15 protein-coding genes are annotated in these 17,140 nt (G+C 64.5%); 12 read left to right on the forward strand and 3 right to left on the reverse strand.

Annotated features, from left to right (window positions below):
- Positions 1-14: 14 nt before the first annotated feature.
- Positions 15-1,214, forward strand: coding sequence for a succinyldiaminopimelate transaminase (dapC, locus tag BMY68_RS19615; RefSeq protein WP_085529946.1), 1,200 nt, complete (start codon positions 15-17; stop codon positions 1,212-1,214).
- A 124-nt stretch (positions 1,215-1,338) separates the two neighbouring features.
- Here dapC and BMY68_RS19620 read toward each other — a convergent pair whose 3' ends face one another.
- Positions 1,339-2,985, reverse strand: coding sequence for a Na+/H+ antiporter (locus BMY68_RS19620; protein ID WP_085529945.1), 1,647 nt, complete (start codon positions 2,983-2,985; stop codon positions 1,339-1,341).
- Positions 2,986-3,211: 226 nt separating this feature from the next.
- On the opposite strand from BMY68_RS19620, the gene BMY68_RS19625 reads away from it, so the two are divergent.
- The 4 genes from BMY68_RS19625 (at position 3,212) to BMY68_RS19640 (ending at position 6,396) form a co-directional block, all read left to right on the forward strand.
- Positions 3,212-3,574 carry an ArsC family reductase gene (locus BMY68_RS19625; protein WP_085529944.1) on the forward strand — a complete coding sequence of 121 codons (363 nt, stop codon included), beginning with the start codon at positions 3,212-3,214 and terminating at the stop codon, positions 3,572-3,574.
- 34 nt (positions 3,575-3,608) lie between these two features.
- Positions 3,609-4,643, forward strand: a complete 1,035-nt coding sequence (gene dapD / locus BMY68_RS19630) for a 2,3,4,5-tetrahydropyridine-2,6-dicarboxylate N-succinyltransferase (protein ID WP_085529943.1) — start codon at positions 3,609-3,611, stop codon at positions 4,641-4,643.
- A 140-nt stretch (positions 4,644-4,783) separates the two neighbouring features.
- Entirely contained in the window at positions 4,784-5,989 is a 1,206-nt protein-coding gene (locus tag BMY68_RS19635) for an aminotransferase class V-fold PLP-dependent enzyme (RefSeq protein ID WP_085529942.1), read from the forward strand.
- Positions 5,986-6,396: a SufE family protein gene (locus BMY68_RS19640; protein ID WP_085529941.1), complete on the forward strand. Its 411-nt coding sequence runs from the start codon at positions 5,986-5,988 to the stop codon at positions 6,394-6,396. The genes BMY68_RS19635 and BMY68_RS19640 overlap by 4 nt, the downstream gene beginning before the upstream one ends.
- 159 nt (positions 6,397-6,555) lie before the next feature.
- On the opposite strand, the gene tcdA is transcribed toward BMY68_RS19640, so the two are convergent.
- Positions 6,556-7,365, reverse strand: a complete 810-nt coding sequence (gene tcdA, locus BMY68_RS19645) for a tRNA cyclic N6-threonylcarbamoyladenosine(37) synthase TcdA (protein WP_162805200.1) — start codon at positions 7,363-7,365, stop codon at positions 6,556-6,558.
- 263 nt (positions 7,366-7,628) lie between these two features.
- Here tcdA and BMY68_RS19650 point away from each other — a divergent pair, with 263 nt between their 5' ends.
- The 4 genes from BMY68_RS19650 to BMY68_RS19665 all read left to right on the forward strand — a co-directional run bounded on the left by BMY68_RS19650 (position 7,629) and on the right by BMY68_RS19665 (position 12,844).
- A complete protein-coding gene (locus BMY68_RS19650) occupies positions 7,629-10,223 on the forward strand; it encodes a glycosyltransferase (RefSeq protein WP_085529939.1) in 2,595 nt (864 codons plus the stop codon).
- A 199-nt stretch (positions 10,224-10,422) separates the two neighbouring features.
- Entirely contained in the window at positions 10,423-11,574 is a 1,152-nt protein-coding gene (gene dapE, locus BMY68_RS19655; protein ID WP_085529938.1) for a succinyl-diaminopimelate desuccinylase, read from the forward strand.
- Positions 11,574-12,383, forward strand: coding sequence for a putative RNA methyltransferase (locus BMY68_RS19660; protein ID WP_007927919.1), 810 nt, complete (start codon positions 11,574-11,576; stop codon positions 12,381-12,383). Before dapE ends, BMY68_RS19660 begins: the two co-directional genes overlap by 1 nt.
- 83 nt (positions 12,384-12,466) lie before the next feature.
- The gene (locus tag BMY68_RS19665; protein WP_007927921.1) at positions 12,467-12,844 is read left to right on the forward strand and encodes a hypothetical protein; all 378 of its coding nucleotides are present in this window, start codon (positions 12,467-12,469) and stop codon (positions 12,842-12,844) included.
- Positions 12,845-12,927: 83 nt separating this feature from the next.
- On the opposite strand, the gene BMY68_RS19670 is transcribed toward BMY68_RS19665, so the two are convergent.
- Entirely contained in the window at positions 12,928-13,137 is a 210-nt protein-coding gene (locus tag BMY68_RS19670) for a cold-shock protein (protein WP_007927922.1), read from the reverse strand.
- Positions 13,138-13,381: 244 nt separating this feature from the next.
- Between BMY68_RS19670 and plsB the strand changes: the two genes are divergently transcribed.
- From plsB to BMY68_RS19685, 3 genes are read left to right on the forward strand one after another with little or no spacing between them, the layout of a single operon-like run.
- A complete protein-coding gene (gene plsB / locus BMY68_RS19675; RefSeq protein ID WP_085529937.1) occupies positions 13,382-15,886 on the forward strand; it encodes a glycerol-3-phosphate 1-O-acyltransferase PlsB in 2,505 nt (834 codons plus the stop codon).
- Between the two features lie 52 nt (positions 15,887-15,938).
- Positions 15,939-16,337, forward strand: coding sequence for a YbaY family lipoprotein (locus BMY68_RS19680; protein WP_085529936.1), 399 nt, complete (start codon positions 15,939-15,941; stop codon positions 16,335-16,337).
- A 27-nt stretch (positions 16,338-16,364) separates the two neighbouring features.
- Entirely contained in the window at positions 16,365-17,054 is a 690-nt protein-coding gene (locus BMY68_RS19685) for a DUF4197 domain-containing protein (RefSeq protein WP_053259785.1), read from the forward strand.
- The last annotated feature ends 86 nt before the right edge of the window (positions 17,055-17,140 follow it).

Consider the following 17,140-nt stretch of genomic DNA (forward strand, 5'->3'; position numbering starts at 1 on the left):
GAGACACCGCACCGATGAACAACGCTCTGAACCAGCTGCAGCCCTACCCGTTCGAGAAACTCCGCGCCCTGCTCGGCGGCGTCCAGCCCAACCCCGCCAAGCGCCCTATCGCGCTGTCCATCGGCGAACCCAAGCACCGCTCGCCGAGCTTTGTCGCCGAGGCCCTGGCCAATAACCTCGACCAGATGGCCGTATATCCAACGACCCTGGGTCTTCCAGCCCTGCGCGAAGCCATCGCCAGTTGGTGCGAACGGCGTTTTGGCGTGCCCGATGGCTGGATCGACCCGGCACGCAACGTGTTGCCGGTCAACGGCACCCGCGAGGCGCTGTTCGCCTTCACCCAGACCGTGGTCAACCGTGGCGACGACGCACTGGTGGTCAGCCCGAACCCCTTCTATCAGATCTACGAAGGCGCGGCCTTCCTCGCCGGCGCCAAGCCGCACTACCTGCCGTGCCTGGATGAAAACGGCTTCAATCCGGATTTCGACGCGGTACCGGCCGAGATCTGGCAGCGTTGCCAGATCCTGTTCCTGTGCTCGCCGGGCAACCCGACCGGCGCGCTGATCCCGATCGAAACCCTGAAGAAACTCATCGCCCTGGCCGACCAGTACGATTTCGTGATCGCCGCCGACGAGTGCTACAGCGAGCTGTACTTCGACGAACAGACCCCGCCACCCGGCCTGCTCAGTGCCTGCGCCGAGCTGGGACGCCAGGACTTCAAGCGTTGCGTGGTGTTCCACAGCCTGTCCAAGCGCTCCAACCTGCCGGGCCTGCGCTCCGGCTTCGTCGCCGGCGACGCGGAGATCCTCAAGGGCTTCCTGCTGTACCGCACCTACCATGGCTGCGCCATGCCGGTTCAGACCCAGCTGGCCAGCATCGCCGCCTGGAACGACGAAGTGCATGTGCGCGCCAACCGCGCGCTGTATCGCGAGAAGTTCGATGCGGTGCTGGAGATCCTGGCACCGGTACTCGACGTGCAACGCCCGGACGGCAGCTTCTACCTGTGGCCGAACGTGGCGGGCGACGACACGGCGTTCTGCCGCGACCTGTACGAACAGGAACATGTGACCGTGGTGCCGGGCTCCTACCTGTCACGCGACGTCGACGGCAGCAACCCGGGAGCCGGTCGGGTGCGCATGGCCCTGGTGGCGCCATTGGCCGAATGCGTGGAGGCCGCCGAGCGGATCCGCGATTTCGTTCAGCGCCGTAAATAACTCACGCCCCTGTAGAAGCGAGGCTTGTCCGCGATAGAGATAACGCCGTACAGCTGAAACACTGCGTTATCGTTCATCGCGGGCAAGGACTGGGCGTCCCCCTGCTCCTACAGGAAGGCAGGTGCTATTTCACCTGCCCCAGATTGGCCTCGCTGAGGTCCAGCTCGCCCAATATCTCGCGTAGCACGTCGTCACCGATCTGGTGCTGACGGCTCAACCGATACAACTCCAGCCGCTGCGCCCGCAGCGCCTTCAAACGCAACTTGCGCTCCAGCAAGTCCATCTGAAACGCCAGCGCCTGGGCTTCGGCGGAATCGTTGAACACCTCCAGTTGATGGCGATACTCCGACATCAGCCGCCCCTTGAGCTCGGTGGCCAGCGCCGCCTGGGCCGCATCCGGCGAGTTGGCTCCATCGGCCACTTCCTCGGCCTCCAGGGCATGGATCGCCGCCTCGGCGGTTTTGCGCCAGGCGTCACGCACTTCGGCATGCCGCTTCTCGTCAGGACTCTTCTGGATGCCCCGCAGCAATAGCGGCAAGGCGATACAGGCGGCCACCAGCGACAACAGGATCACCCCGGCGGCAATGAAGATCAGCAGGTCGCGCTCGGGAAAAGCCTCGCCCGCGCCCAGCAACAGCGGCACCGACATGACGCCCGCCAGGGTCACCGCCCCGCGTACCCCGCCCACCGTCAGCAACCAGCAGGAGCGCGCGGTCGGAACCAGGGTCAGCTCCCCCTTGCCGCGCCAGCGGCGCAACAGGCCGGAAAGGCGCCAGATGCTTTGCACCCAGATGAACCGCAGCACCAGCAATACCAGGAAGATCGCGCCCACATCCAGGCAGCGATAGAACAGGGTCGGCCACAAGGTGGTTTCGTGGCTGACCACGGCCTTGATGATGTCCGGCAGTTGCAGGCCCAACAGCAGAAAGATCAGGCCGTTGAAGGCGAACTCCAGCAACGACCAGACACTGCGGTTGAGCAAGCGGGTGCTGGTCTGCCGGGGCAACAGATCGAGCCAGCTCTGCATCATCCCCGCCGCCACCGCCGAGAGGATGCCCGAGGCTCCCAGGCGCTCGGCCAGCACGTAGGCGGCGAACGGCAGCAACAGCATGAACACCACATGGGTCGCCGGGTCGTCCCAGCCGCGGGCGATCATCCAGGCCCGCAAGCGCCCCACCAGCCAGCTCAGGGCCACGCCGACCGCCAGGCCGCCGACGGCCACCAGGACAAAGGTCAGGCTGGCATTGGCCAGGGAAAACACCCCGGTCACGGCCGCCGCCAGGGCGAACTTGAAGGTCACCAGGCCGGAGGCGTCGTTCATCAGCGCCTCGCCCTGCAACATGTGCATCAAGGGCGTCGGCAGGCGGTTCTGGGAAATCGCCGAGACCGCCACGGCGTCGGTCGGCGACAGCACCGCCGCCAGGGCGAAGGCCACCGGCAAGGGAATGGTCGGCAGCAACCAGTGAATGAAATAACCGGCCCCCACCACGGTGAACAGCACCAGGCCCACGGCCAGGGTCAGAATCGGCCCGCGCAGGCGCCACAGCTCACGCTTGGGCATGCGCCAGCCATCGGAGAACAGCAGCGGCGGCAGGAACAGGAACAGAAACAATTCCGGGTCCAGGGCCACGTGCAGCCCCAGGGTGGGCCAGGCCAGCAAGGCTCCGGCGGCGATCTGCAGCAGCGGCAACGGCAACGGAATTACCCGTCCGACCAAGCGCGAGAAACTCACCAGCATCAGCAGGATAAGGACGGTATAGGCGGTTTGCATAAAGCGGTTTTCCCAATCGATCAGCAGCGGACTTCAGGCAACAGGTTACCGTCGAAGTGCCATATTAGCCGCTTAAGCTGGGGCCTCGCCGCTGCACAAAAGTCGCAAGCGGCCCATGCCGCTGTCACACAAAGCTACAAAGCCGGGCCTTCGCCGACGCCGAACCGGCGCGGGCGTGGCATAATCCGTGACCTTTAACTCCAGCATCTCAAAAGGGGGCAATTCCTTGACCGCTTCAAGCAAAACGTTGCACCTTTTCGGCATCAAAGCCTGCGACACCATGAAAAAGGCGCGCACCTGGCTCGATGAACACGCTGTCAGCTATGACTTCCATGACTACAAAGCGGCCGGAATCGACCGCGAACACCTGGTCCAGTGGTGCAACGAGCACGGTTGGCAGGTGGTGCTGAACCGTGCGGGCACGACCTTTCGCAAACTCGATGACGAACGCAAAGCCGATCTCGACCAGACGAAAGCGATCGAACTGATGCTCGCGCAACCTTCGATGATCAAGCGCCCGGTGCTCGATCTCGGCGACCGAACCCTGATTGGCTTCAAGCCCGATATCTACGCGGCAGAAATCAAATAACGCCTGCCCGCTCAATTTTGTAAGAGGTAACAGCATGTCCACTACCCTGTTCAGCCTGGCCTTTGGTGTCGGCACTCAAAACCGTCAAGGCGCGTGGCTGGAAGTGTTTTACGCCGCGCCCCTGCTCAAGCCGTCCGCGGAAATCGTTGCCGCCATCGCCCCGGTGCTGGGTTACAGCGAAGGCAACCAGGCCATCACCTTCACCACCGCCCAGGCCGCAGAGCTGGCCGACGCCCTGAAGAGCATCGACGCCACCCAGGCCGCGCTGCTGACCCGCCTGGCCGAGAGCCACAAGCCGCTGGTCGCCACCCTGCTGGCCGAAGACACCCAGTTGACCTCCACCCCGGAGGCCTACCTGAAGCTGCACCTGCTGTCCCACCGCCTGGTCAAGCCGCACGGCCTGAACCTGGCCGGAATCTTCCCGCTGCTGCCGAACGTGGCCTGGACCAACCAGGGCGCGGTCGACCTCGGCGAACTGGCCGAGCGTCAACTGGAAGCCCGCCTGCGTGGCGAGCTGCTGGAAGTGTTCTCGGTGGACAAGTTCCCGAAAATGACCGACTACGTGGTACCGGCTGGCGTGCGTATCGCTGACGCCGCGCGTATCCGCCTGGGCGCCTATGTGGGCGAAGGCACCACCGTGATGCACGAAGGTTTCGTCAACTTCAACGCTGGCACCGAAGGCCCGGGCATGATCGAAGGCCGGGTGTCCGCTGGCGTGTTCGTCGGCAAGGGTTCGGACCTGGGCGGCGGTTGCTCGACCATGGGCACCCTGTCGGGCGGCGGCAATATCGTGATCAAGGTCGGCGAAGGCTGCCTGATCGGCGCCAACGCCGGTATCGGTATCCCGCTGGGCGACCGCAACACCGTGGAATCGGGCCTGTATGTGACCGCCGGGACCAAGGTGGCGCTGCTGGACGAGAACAACCAGCTGGTCAAGGTGGTCAAGGCCCGTGAGCTGGCCGGCCAGCCTGACCTGCTGTTCCGTCGCAATTCGGAGACCGGTGCCGTGGAGTGCAAGACCCACAAATCGGCCATCGAACTGAACGCAGCGCTGCACGCTCACAACTAAGCGTCACGCCCCTCTACCTGCAGGAGCGAGGCTTGCCCGCGAAACTTTGGGCTGCCTCGAGGGCCCCTTGGCGGGCAGCCTCGCTCCTACCGGTTACAGGTCCGGCGTATACCCGCCCATGTTCACCAGGGCCCGATAGCATGATGATTCCTTCTCCCTGGCGTGCCGACTTCCCGGCCATCGCCGCCCTGCAACGGCAGGACCAGACCTACCTGGACAACGCCGCCACCACGCAAAAACCCCAAGCCCTGCTGGACGCCCTGGCGCACTACTACGCCAATGGCGCGGCCAATGTGCATCGCGCGCAGCACCTGCCTGGCGCTCACGCCACCCAGGCGTTCGAGAACAGCCGGCACAAGGTGGCGCAGTGGCTGAACAGCGGTGACAGCGGGCAGATCATCTTTACCCACGGCGCGACCTCCGCGCTGAACCTCCTGGCCTATGGCCTGGAACATCAATTCAACCCGGGCGACGAAATCGTCATCAGCGCCCTGGAGCATCACGCCAACCTGCTGCCCTGGCAGCAACTGGCGCACCGTCGCGGCCTCAACCTGGTGGTTCTGCCGCTGGACGATGACGGCCTGATCGATCTCGACGCCGCGGCCCGCCTGATCGGCCCGCGCACCCGGCTGCTGGCCGTCAGCCAGCTGTCCAACGTGCTCGGTGCCTGGCAGCCCCTGCCGCAGTTGCTGGCCCTGGCCAAGGCGCACGCCGCCCTGACCGTGGTCGACGGCGCCCAGGGCGTGGTCCACGGCCGCCACGATGTGCAGGCGCTGGGCTGTGACTTCTATGTATTCTCCAGCCACAAGCTCTACGGCCCGGACGGCGTCGGTGTGCTGTACGGACGCACCGAGGCGCTGCAAGGCCTGCGTCACTGGCAGTTTGGTGGCGAGATGGTCCAGCAGGCCGAATACCAGCACGCCAGCTTCCGCCCCGCCCCGCTGGGTTTCGAAGCGGGTACGCCGCCGATCGCCAGCGTGATTGGTCTGGGCGCGACCCTGGATTACCTCAGCGGCCTCGACCAGGACGCCGTCAGCGCCCATGAAGCCGCGCTGCACGACTACCTGCTGCACGGCCTGCTGGCCCGCAAAGGCCTGCGCCTGCTGGGCAAGCCGCAGCTGGCGCTGGTCAGCTTCGTGGTCGATGGCGTGCACAACGCCGACCTGGCTCACCTGCTGACCGAACAGGGCATCGCCGTGCGTGCCGGACATCACTGCGCCATGCCACTGCTGAAAAGCTTCGGCCTGGCCGGGGCGATCCGCGTATCCCTGGCGCTGTATAACGACTCCGAGGACCTGGAACGCTTCTTCGAGGCCCTCGATCAGGCACTGGAGCTGTTGCGATGAGCCTGCCCGCCGAGGCCCTGGCGGCCCTCGACAGCTTTCAGGGCGCTCCCGGCTGGGAACAGCGCGCGCGCTTGCTGATGCAATGGGGCGAACGCCTGGCGCCGCTGAGCGACGCCGACAAGGTCGAGGCCAATCGGGTGCATGGTTGTGAAAGCCAGGTCTGGCTGGTGGGCACCTTGCAGGACGGTCACTGGCAGTTCGCCGCCAGCAGCGATGCACGCCTGATCCGTGGCCTGGTGGCCCTGCTGCTGGCGCGGGTCAACGGTTTGTCCACCGAGGAACTGCAACGGGTGGACTTGCCGGACTGGTTCAATCAACTGGGCCTGTCGCGCCAGCTGTCGCCGTCGCGCAGCAATGGGCTGAACGCGGTATTGCAGCGGATGCACGAGCTGGCTGGCACGCGCTGACGCTGGTCGACACAACCGCTGAGCCTGGATAAGACACGGACCTGTGTAGCCGCTGCCGCAGACTGCGATCGGCTCCGCAGGAGACGTGCTCTTGAGGCCCCCGGAAGCCCCTTCGGGCCTTATCGCAGCCTGCGGCAGCGGCTACAGGAATCTATTGCGTCAGATGGGTTTGATTCTGTCCGCCGGGCGCCGCACGCCAGCCACCAGCTTGTCCACCGCCTTGGTCGCCGCAACCATGCCGAAGGTCGCGGTGACCATCATCACCGCGCCAAAACCGCCGGCGCAGTCGAGCTTCACGCCATCGCCGACAAAGCTCTTCTGCAGGCAGATGCTGCCGTCCGGTTTCGGGTAGCGCAGCTGCTCGGTGGAAAACACGCAAGGCACGCTGTAGTGGCGGGTCACGGTGCGGGAAAAACCGTAGTCGCGACGCAGGGTCGAGCGCACTTTCGAGGCCAGCGGGTCGTTGAAGGTGCGGTTCAGGTCGCAGACCTGGATCAGTGTCGGGTCGATCTGCCCGCCCGCGCCGCCGGTGGTGATGATCTGGATCTTGCGCCGCTTGCACCAGGCGATCAGTGCCGCCTTGGCGTTGACGCTGTCGATGCAGTCGATCACGCAATCGATGTTCGGCGTGATGTATTCGGCCATGGTCTCACGGGTGACGAAGTCCGCCACCGCATGCACGGTGCAGGCCGGATTGATCCCGCGCAGGCGCTCGGCCATGACCTCGACCTTGGCTTTGCCAACCGTGCTGTCCAGGGCATGCAACTGCCGATTGCTGTTGCTGACACAGACGTCGTCCAGGTCGAACAGCGAGATCTCGCCCACGCCGCAACGGGCTATGGCTTCCGCCGCCCAGGAGCCGACCCCGCCGACCCCGACGATCGCCACATGGGCGGCGCGCAAGCGTTCCAGCCCCTCGATGCCATACAACCGGGCGACGCCAGCAAACCGCGGATCTTCTGTACTCATGACCATTACCCCAAAAACCGGCGCGCATTATAGGGCCGATGCCCGCCAAGAGCATCTTTGCCCTATGAATGGCAGTCGGGGCTGCTTTAATGAGGGAACAATCTGAAAATTTCGTCGCCGAGAACTTAAATCAAGTTGAATTGCCCAACCTGCGGCTTTCCCCTGTGCGCTGTACGCTCAGCCGAAGGCCAGTGTAGGATGCGCGCCGCTTGGCGCATGCCGACCGTTCCCCCGTTCCACACCCTTTGGAACCCGAAATAGCTATGTCATCGCGTAAATTTGGACTCAATCTGGTGGTGGTTCTGGCAATCGCCGCCCTGTTCACCGGCTTCTGGGCACTGGTCAACCGCCCGGTTTCCGCCCCCAATTGGCCTGCACAAATCTCCGGCTTTTCCTACTCGCCTTTCCAGCTGGGCCAGTTCCCGCAGAAAGACCAGTTCCCGACCGACGACGAAATGCGTCGCGACCTGGAGATCATGAGCAAGCTGACCGACAACATTCGGACCTACTCGGTCGACGGCACGCTGGAGAACATCCCCAAGCTGGCGGAAGAGTTCGGCCTGCGCGTGACCCTCGGGATCTGGATCAGCCCGGACCTGGAGCGCAACGAGCGTGAAATCACCCGCGCCATCGACATCGCCAACAACTCGCGCAGCGTGGTGCGCGTGGTGGTCGGTAACGAAGCAATCTTCCGCAAGGAAATCACCGCCGACCAGTTGAGCGTCCTGCTCGATCGCGTGCGCGCTGCCGTCAAGGTGCCGGTCACCACTTCCGAGCAGTGGCACGTCTGGAAAGAACACCCGGAACTGGCCCAGCACGCCGACCTGATCGCCGCCCACGTCCTGCCCTACTGGGAGTCCATCCCAATGGACAAGGCCGGGCAGTTCGTCCTCGACCGCGCCCGCGACCTGAAACAAATGTTCCCGAAAAAACCGCTGCTGCTGTCCGAGGTGGGCTGGCCGAGCAACGGCCGCATGCGTGGCGGCGCCGACGCCAGCCCGGCGGACCAGGCGATCTACCTGCGTAACCTGGTCAACAAGCTCAATCGCCAGGGCTACAACTACTTCGTGATCGAAGCCTTCGACCAGCCGTGGAAGGCCAGCGACGAAGGCTCGGTAGGCGCCTACTGGGGCGTGTTCAACGCCGCGCGCCAGCAGAAATTCAACTTCGAAGGCCCGGTGGTGGCGATCCCGCAATGGCGCGTGCTGGCCATCGGCTCGGTGGTCCTGGCGCTGCTGTCCCTGACCCTGCTGATGATCGACGGCTCGGCCCTGCGCCAGCGCGGGCGGACCTTCCTGACCTTCATCGCCTTCCTCTGCGGCTCGGTGCTGGTGTGGATCGGCTACGACTACAGCCAGCAATACAGCACCTGGTTCAGCCTGACGGTGGGCTTCCTGCTCGCCCTGGGTGCGCTCGGGGTGTTCATCGTGTTGCTCACCGAGGCCCATGAACTGGCCGAGGCGGTCTGGGTGCACAAGCGCCGGCGCGAGTTCCTGCCGGTCGAAGGCGACTCCAACTACCGGCCGAAAGTCTCGATCCATGTGCCGTGCTACAACGAGCCGCCGGAAATGGTCAAACAGACCCTCAATGCCCTGGCCAACCTCGATTACCCGGACTTCGAAGTCCTGATCATCGACAACAACACCAAGGATCCGGCGGTCTGGGAGCCGGTGCAGGCCTATTGCGAAACCCTCGGCCCGCGCTTCAAGTTCTTCCACGTCGCACCGCTGGCCGGTTTCAAGGGCGGCGCGCTGAACTACCTGATCCCGCACACCGCCAAGGACGCCGAAGTGATCGCGGTGATCGACTCGGACTACTGCGTCGATCGCAACTGGCTCAAGCACATGGTGCCGCACTTCGCCGACCCGAAAATCGCCGTGGTGCAATCGCCGCAGGATTACCGCGACCAGAACGAAAGCACCTTCAAGAAGCTCTGCTACGCGGAATACAAGGGCTTCTTCCATATCGGCATGGTCACCCGCAACGACCGTGACGCGATCATCCAGCACGGCACCATGACCATGACCCGCCGTTCGGTCCTGGAAGAACTGGGCTGGGCCGACTGGTGCATCTGCGAAGACGCCGAGCTGGGCCTGCGGGTGTTCGAGAAAGGCCTGTCGGCGGCGTATTACCACGAAAGCTACGGCAAGGGCCTGATGCCGGATACCTTCATCGACTTCAAGAAACAGCGTTTCCGCTGGGCCTATGGGGCGATCCAGATCATCAAGCGCCATACCGCCAGCCTGCTGCGCGGCAAGGACACCGAGCTGACCCGTGGCCAGCGCTACCACTTCCTCGCGGGCTGGCTGCCGTGGGTGGCGGACGGCATGAACATCTTCTTCACCCTCGGCGCCCTGCTCTGGTCGGCGGCGATGATCATCGTGCCGCAGCGCGTCGATCCGCCGTTGCTGATCTTCGCGATCCCGCCCCTGGCGCTGTTCGTGTTCAAGGTCGGCAAGATCATCTTCCTCTACCGCCGGGCGGTCGGGGTCAACCTCAAGGACGCGTTCTGCGCGGCCGTGGCGGGCCTGGCGTTGTCCCACACCATCGCCAAAGCGGTGCTGTACGGCTTCTTCACCAGTAGCATTCCGTTCTTCCGCACACCGAAGAACGCCGACAACCACGGCTTCTGGGTGGCGATCTCGGAAGCCCGGGAAGAGCTGTTCATCATGCTGCTGTTGTGGGGCGCGGCGCTGGGCATCTACCTGGTACAGGGCGGCCTGCCGAGCAACGACATGCGCTTCTGGGTGACCATGCTGCTGGTGCAGTCGCTGCCGTATGTGGCGGCACTGGTCATGGCCTTCCTGTCGTCGCTGCCAAAACCGCTTGCCGAAAGCGCGCCGGTGGCGGCTGCATAAATCGCGGCAAAGCACTAAACGGCGGCCTCTGGCCGCCGTTTTGCTTTAAGATATCCGCCATTTTGCGCGCCTTGCCCCATTACCGTAGGCGCGAGGCTTGCCCGCGATAGCCACGACGCGGTTTGCCTGAGACACCTCAGGTTTTCCATCGCGGGCAAGCCTCGCGCCTACACATAACGCCTTGCACCGGAGTTTCCCCATGACGGCCCACGCCGACCTTTCGCCGACCCTGCAACTCGCCTGTGACCTGATCCGCCGCCCGTCGGTGACGCCGGTCGACGCCGACTGCCAGAAGCTGATGATGCAGCGCCTGGGCGATGCCGGCTTCAAGCTGGAGCCGATGCGCATCGAGGATGTGGATAACTTCTGGGCCAGCCATGGCAAGCACGAAGGCCCGGTGCTGTGTTTCGCCGGCCATACCGACGTGGTGCCCACCGGCCCGGTCCAGGCCTGGCAGAACGACCCGTTCGACGCGTTGATCGACGAGCACGGCATGCTCTGCGGGCGCGGCGCGGCGGACATGAAAGGCAGCCTCGCGGCGATGCTGGTGGCGGCCGAGCGTTTTGTCGCCGACTACCCGGAGCACAAAGGCTCGGTGGCCTTCCTGATCACCAGCGACGAAGAAGGCCCGGCCCACCACGGCACCAAGGCGGTGGTCGAGCGCCTGGCGGCGCGCAGGGAGCGCCTGGACTGGTGCATCGTCGGCGAGCCGTCGAGCACCAGCCTGGTCGGTGACGTGGTCAAGAACGGCCGTCGCGGCTCCCTCGGCGCCAAACTCACGGTGCGCGGCGTGCAGGGCCACGTGGCCTACCCGCACCTGGCCAAGAACCCGATCCACCTGGCGGCCCCGGCCCTGGCCGAACTGGCCGCGGAGCATTGGGACGACGGCAATGCCTTCTTCCCGCCCACCAGCTTCCAGATTTCCAACCTGAATTCCGGTACCGGCGCGACCAACGTGATCCCCGGCGAGCTGGTGGCAGTGTTCAACTTCCGCTTCTCCACCGAATCCACGGTCGAAGGCCTGCAGCAGCGCGTGGCCACCATCCTCGACAAGCACGGCCTGGACTGGCATGTGGAGTGGGCGCTGTCGGGCCTGCCGTTCCTCACCGAACCGGGCGCCCTGCTCGACGCGGTGTCAGCCAGTATCAAGGACGTCACCGGCCGCGAGACCAAGGCCTCTACCAGCGGCGGCACCTCCGACGGGCGCTTCATCGCCACCCTCGGCACCCAGGTGGTCGAGCTGGGCCCGGTCAACGCCACCATCCACCAGGTCAACGAGCGCGTGCTGGCCAGCGACCTCGACGTACTGACCGAAATCTACTACCAGACCCTGATCAAGTTGCTCGCCTGATGCTTGCCTGCCCTATCTGCGCGGCGCCCCTGAGCGCCGTCGACAACGGTGTCGTGTGCCCGGCCGGGCACCGCTTCGACCGCGCCCGCCAGGGTTACCTGAACCTGCTGCCGGTGCAGCACAAGAACAGCCGCGACCCGGGCGACAACCAGGCCATGGTCGAAGCCCGCCGCGACTTTCTCAATGCCGGTCATTACGCCCCGGTGGCCAGGCGCCTGGCCGAACTGGCCGCCGAGCGCGCCCCGCAGCGCTGGGTCGATATCGGTTGCGGCGAGGGTTACTACACCGCTCAGATCGCCGAAGCCCTGCCCCAGGCGGACGGCTATGCCCTGGACATCTCCCGGGAAGCGGTCAAGCGCGCCTGTCGCCGTGCCCCGCAGCTGACCTGGTTGATCGCCAGCATGGCCCGGGTGCCCCTGGCCGACGCCAGTTGCCAGTTTCTCGCCAGTGTCTTCAGCCCGCTGGACTGGCAGGAAGCCAAGCGCCTGCTCAGCCCTGGCGGCGGCCTGATGAAGGTCGGACCGACCAGCGGCCACCTGATGGAATTGCGCGAGCGCCTGTACGACGAGGTCCGCGAATACACCGACGACAAACACCTGGCGCTGGTGCCCGCGGGCATGGCGCTGCAACACAGTGAAACCCTGGACTTCAAGCTGACGCTGAGCAATCCGCAGGATCGCGCCAACCTGCTGGCCATGACGCCCCACGGCTGGCGCGCCAGTGCCGAACGCCGCGCCAGCGTGATCGAGCAGGCCGAGCCCTTCGAGGTCAGCGTGTCGATGCGCTACGATTACTTCGTGCTGCAATAACCCATTAATCCACGGCCTCGAGCAGCGACTCGAGGCCAAATAAATCCGCGAATGGATTTTTCAGACCCGCAGTGAGGACATCCATGCGCCAACCGGATATCGAGATTTACCTGAAAGACGCCGACGTCGACCACAAGGCCATCGCCGCCTGGCTCGGCGCGGCTCTGGGCCCGTGCAGCGACTGGGTGCAGAAAGGCCAGACCTACAAATGCAAGGCGGGTAGCGTGCCTGTGACCTGGCTGCCGAAAGCCGTGGGCAAATGGAACAGCCTGTACCTGGAAAGCGACCAGACGCCGTGGGACGACGACATCGCCTGCGCCCGCGCCGCCTTCGCCGCGCTGAACGTCGAAGTGCGCTGCGCACCGGGCAGCTGGGTCGAGGAAGAAGGTGAGGAATCGGCCGACCGCTGGATTCGCATCAGCGCCGACGGGGAAGAAGAGATTACCTGGCGTACCGCCTGACTCTGATTACTGTAGGAGCGAGGCTTGCCCGCGCTAGCGTTAACGCTATCGCGAGCACGCCTCGCTCCTACAAGGCACAGCGCTTACAAGCCGACTACATCCTCTGCCTGCAAACCCTTCTGCCCCTCTACCACGGCGTATTCAACTTGCTGCCCTTCGGTCAGCGAGCGGTGGCCTTCACCACGAATAGCACGGTAGTGGACAAATACATCGGCACCACCTTCACGCTGAATGAAGCCGTAGCCCTTGGCGTCGTTGAACCACTTCACGCTGCCGGTCTCGCGAGTTGCCATCAATCCATCCTCCGTCTTTTTATTATCAGTCGGCTTACTGAAACGAAGCCGTGAGAACTTTCGCCTGGACCTGGGTTTCTATTGATGGGCCCCGCATGCCCAGGCGTCAGTCGGGCGAGTATATGACAGGCAGAAAAACTCTCAACTCAATCTTGTTTGCCGCTTTTTTGCCGATTTTCGGTGAATCCGGCACACTAGCCGCCCCGAGCAACTGCTCGGTTTTTTCCACTAAAGCAGAAGCCGTATGACCCGTTCCCCGTTCCGCCGTCTTGTGTTTGGCACCTTGCGTCGACTGTTGTACCTCTGGGTTCGCTCGGAGACGATCAACCAGTCGTCCTTCACCCTCAACCTCGACCGCAGTCGTCCGGTGTTCTACGTCCTGCAAAACCCTTCGCTCACCGACCTTGCCGTGGTCGATACCGAGTGCACCAAGGCCGGGTTGCCGCGCCCGGTGCTGCCGGTCTCGGTGGGTAACCTGCTGGAACCCGCCGCGTTCTTCTACCTGACCCCGGCCCCGGACTGGCTAGGCCGCCAGGACAAGCGCGGCGCGCCACCGACCCTGACCCGCCTGGTCAGCGCCCTGAGCCAGAATGCCGCCGAAGACGCGCAGATCATTCCGGTCAGCGTGTTCTGGGGCCAGTCGCCGGACAGCGAATCGAGCCCGTGGAAACTGCTGTTCGCCGACAGCTGGGCAGTCACCGGGCGTCTGCGCCGGCTGCTGAGTATCATGATCCTGGGTCGCAAGACCCGGGTGCAATTCTCCGCGCCGATCCACCTGCGCGAACTGATCGAGCACAACAAGGGCCACGAGCGCACCGTGCGCATGGCCCAGCGCATCCTGCGGGTGCACTTTCGCAACCTGAAGGCCGCGGTGATCGGCCCGGACATTTCCCACCGCCGCAACCTGGTCAAGGGCCTGCTGAACCAGCCACTGGTCAAGCAGGCGATCCTCGACGAAGCCGAACGGGAAAAGATCTCCCCGGAAAAGGCCAAGGCCGTGGCCCTGCGTTATGGCAACGAGATCGCCTCGGACTACACCTTCACCGCGATCCGCTTCCTCGAAGTGGTGCTGAGCTGGTTCTGGAACAAGATCTACGACGGGATCAAGGTCAACCACATCGAAAGCGTGCAGAAAGTCGCCCCGGGCCACGAAGTGATCTACGTGCCCTGCCACCGCAGCCACATCGACTACCTGCTGCTGTCCTACCTGCTGTTCCGCAACGGCCTGACCCCGCCGCACATCGCCGCCGGGATCAACCTGAACATGCCGGTGATCGGCAGCCTGCTGCGCAGGGGTGGAGCGTTCTTCATGCGCCGCACCTTCAAGGGCAACCCGCTCTACACCTCGGTGTTCAACGAATACCTGCACACCCTGTTCACCAAGGGTTTCCCGGTGGAGTACTTCGTCGAGGGCGGACGCTCGCGCACCGGGCGCATGCTGCAACCGAAAACCGGGATGCTGGCCATCACCCTGCGCAGCTTCCTGCGCTCCTCGCGCATGCCGATCGTCTTCGTGCCGGTGTACATCGGCTACGAGCGCGTGCTGGAAGGCCGCACCTACCTGGGCGAGCTGCGCGGGGCGAGCAAGAAGAAAGAGTCGATCTTCGACATCTTCAAGGTCATCGGCGCCCTCAAGCAGCGTTTCGGCCAGGTGGCGGTGAACTTCGGCGAGCCGATCAAGCTGGCCGAGTTCCTCGACCAGGAACAGCCGGGCTGGCGCGCCCAGGAGCTGGGCCCGCAGTTCAAGCCGGCCTGGCTCAACGAAACCACCAACCGCCTGGGTGAAAAAGTCGCCCAGCATTTGAACGAGGCGGCGGCGATCAATCCGGTCAACCTGGTGGCCCTGGCGCTGCTGTCCACCAGCCGCCTGGCCCTCGACGACCGCGCCATGGCCCGGGTCCTGGACCTGTACCTGGCGCTGCTGCGCAAGGTTCCCTACTCGCCCCACACCACCCTGCCGGAAGGCGATGGCCGAGCCTTGATCGAGCACGTGAAGGACATGGACCTGCTGTCCGAGCAGAGCGATGCCCTGGGCAAGATCCTCTACCTGGACGAGCAGAACGCCGTCCTGATGACCTACTACCGCAACAACGTGCTGCACATCTTCGCCCTGCCGGCGTTGCTGGCGAGCTTCTTCCAGAGCTCGTCGCGCATGAGCCGCGAACAGATCCTGCGCTACACCCGGGCGCTGTACCCCTACCTGCAGTCGGAGCTGTTCATCCGTTGGTCCCTGGACGAGCTGGACGGGGTGATCGACCAATGGCTGGAGGCCTTCGTCGAGCAAGGCCTGCTGCGCTTCGAGAAGGAGCTGTACCTGCGCCCGGCCCCGAGTTCGCGGCATTTCGTGCTGCTGACCCTGTTGTCCAAGAGCATCGCCCAGACCCTGCAGCGCTTCTACATGGCCATCTCGCTGCTGCTCAACAGCGGCCAGCGCAGCATCAGCGCCGAAGAGCTGGAAGACCTGTGCACGGTCATGGCCCAGCGCCTGTCGATCCTGCATGGCCTGAATGCCCCGGAGTTCTTCGACAAGAGCCTGTTCCGCCACTTCATCCAGACCTTGCTGGAGCAGGACGTGCTGCGCCGCGACGAGGCCGGCAAGCTGAGCTACCACGAACTGCTCGGCGAACTGGCCGAAGGCGCGGCCAAGCGCGTGCTGCCGGCGGAGATTCGCCTGTCGATCCGCCAGGTGGCCCTGCATCGCAGCGAAGATGCCGCCGAGCAGGTCGCCGCACCGCAGCAAAACGACTAGATTCTTATCGGCGCCAGGCGGTTTCTGGCGCCCCTCGATACGGAGATCCACCATGAAAAAGCTCACCCTGCTCGCCCTTACCACCCTGCTCGGGGCCTGTAACAGCATGCAACCTGCCAGCAAAGCCAGCCTCGATGGCGAAGTCTTCTACCTGCAACGCATCGCCCTGCCGCCAGCCGCCACCCTGAGCGTCAGCCTGCAGGACGTGTCGCTGGCCGACGCCCCCGCGGTGCTGCTGGCCGAACAGAAGGGCCCGGTCAAAGGCCAGGTGCCGCTGCCCTTCCACCTCAGCTACGACCCGGCCCAGGTCAAACCCGGGCACCGTTATTCGGTCAGCGCGCGGATCGAAGTGGCTGGCAAACTGCTGTTCGTCACCACCGAGCACAACGGGGTGAAACTCGACGGCAGCGATCCGCAACCGCTGAAAGTCCGCGTCGACGCGGTTCGCTAATCCCTTTTCTCGAACAAGGAAGCTGCCATGCTCCGTTCTTCCCTTCGCTTCACCAGCCTGTGCGCCGGCCTGCTGATCTGTGCCAGTGCCCTGGCGCTGTCCCTCGGCGACCTGTCGCAGCAAGACGCCACCGGCGGCCTCAAGGACGCCCTGACCCAGGGAGCCCAGGTCGCGGTCAAACAACTGGGCACCGCCGGCGGTTTCAGCAACAACCCGGACGTGCGCATCGAACTGCCGGGCAACCTCGGCAAAGTGGCGAAGAAAATGAAGCAGTTCGGCATGGGCGCCCAGGTCGAGGAACTCGAGACCAGCATGAACAAGGCCGCCGAGGCCGCCGTGCCGCAGGCCCAGGCGCTGCTGGTGGATGCCGTGAAGAAGATGAGCGTGGAGGACGCCAAGGGCATTCTCAGCGGTGGCAAGGATTCCGCCACCCAGTACCTGAGCAAGACCAGCCGCGAACAGATCCGCGTGAAGTTCCTGCCGATCGTCAAACAGGCCACCGACCAGGTGGGCCTGGCCAAGCAGTACAACGCCTTCGCCGGCCAGGCCGCCACCTTCGGCGTGCTGGATGCGAAGAACGCGAATATCGAAAGCTACGTGACCGAACAGGCGCTCAACGGCCTGTTCGAGATGATCGGCAAGCAGGAAGCGACCATTCGCGAGAACCCGGCGGCAGCGGCCACCAGCCTGGCGAAAAAAGTCTTCGGTACCCTCTGAAGCCACCCAATCCCCTGTAGGAGCAGCCGGTCGACGCTCGATTGCTCGCGATAGCGTCCGCTGCGTCATCACCGTGAATGGCCGCT

Origin of the sequence: Pseudomonas sp. NFACC41-3 (assembly GCF_900109505.1) — a bacterium.
Classification (GTDB): Bacteria; Pseudomonadota; Gammaproteobacteria; order Pseudomonadales; family Pseudomonadaceae; genus Aquipseudomonas; species Aquipseudomonas chlororaphis.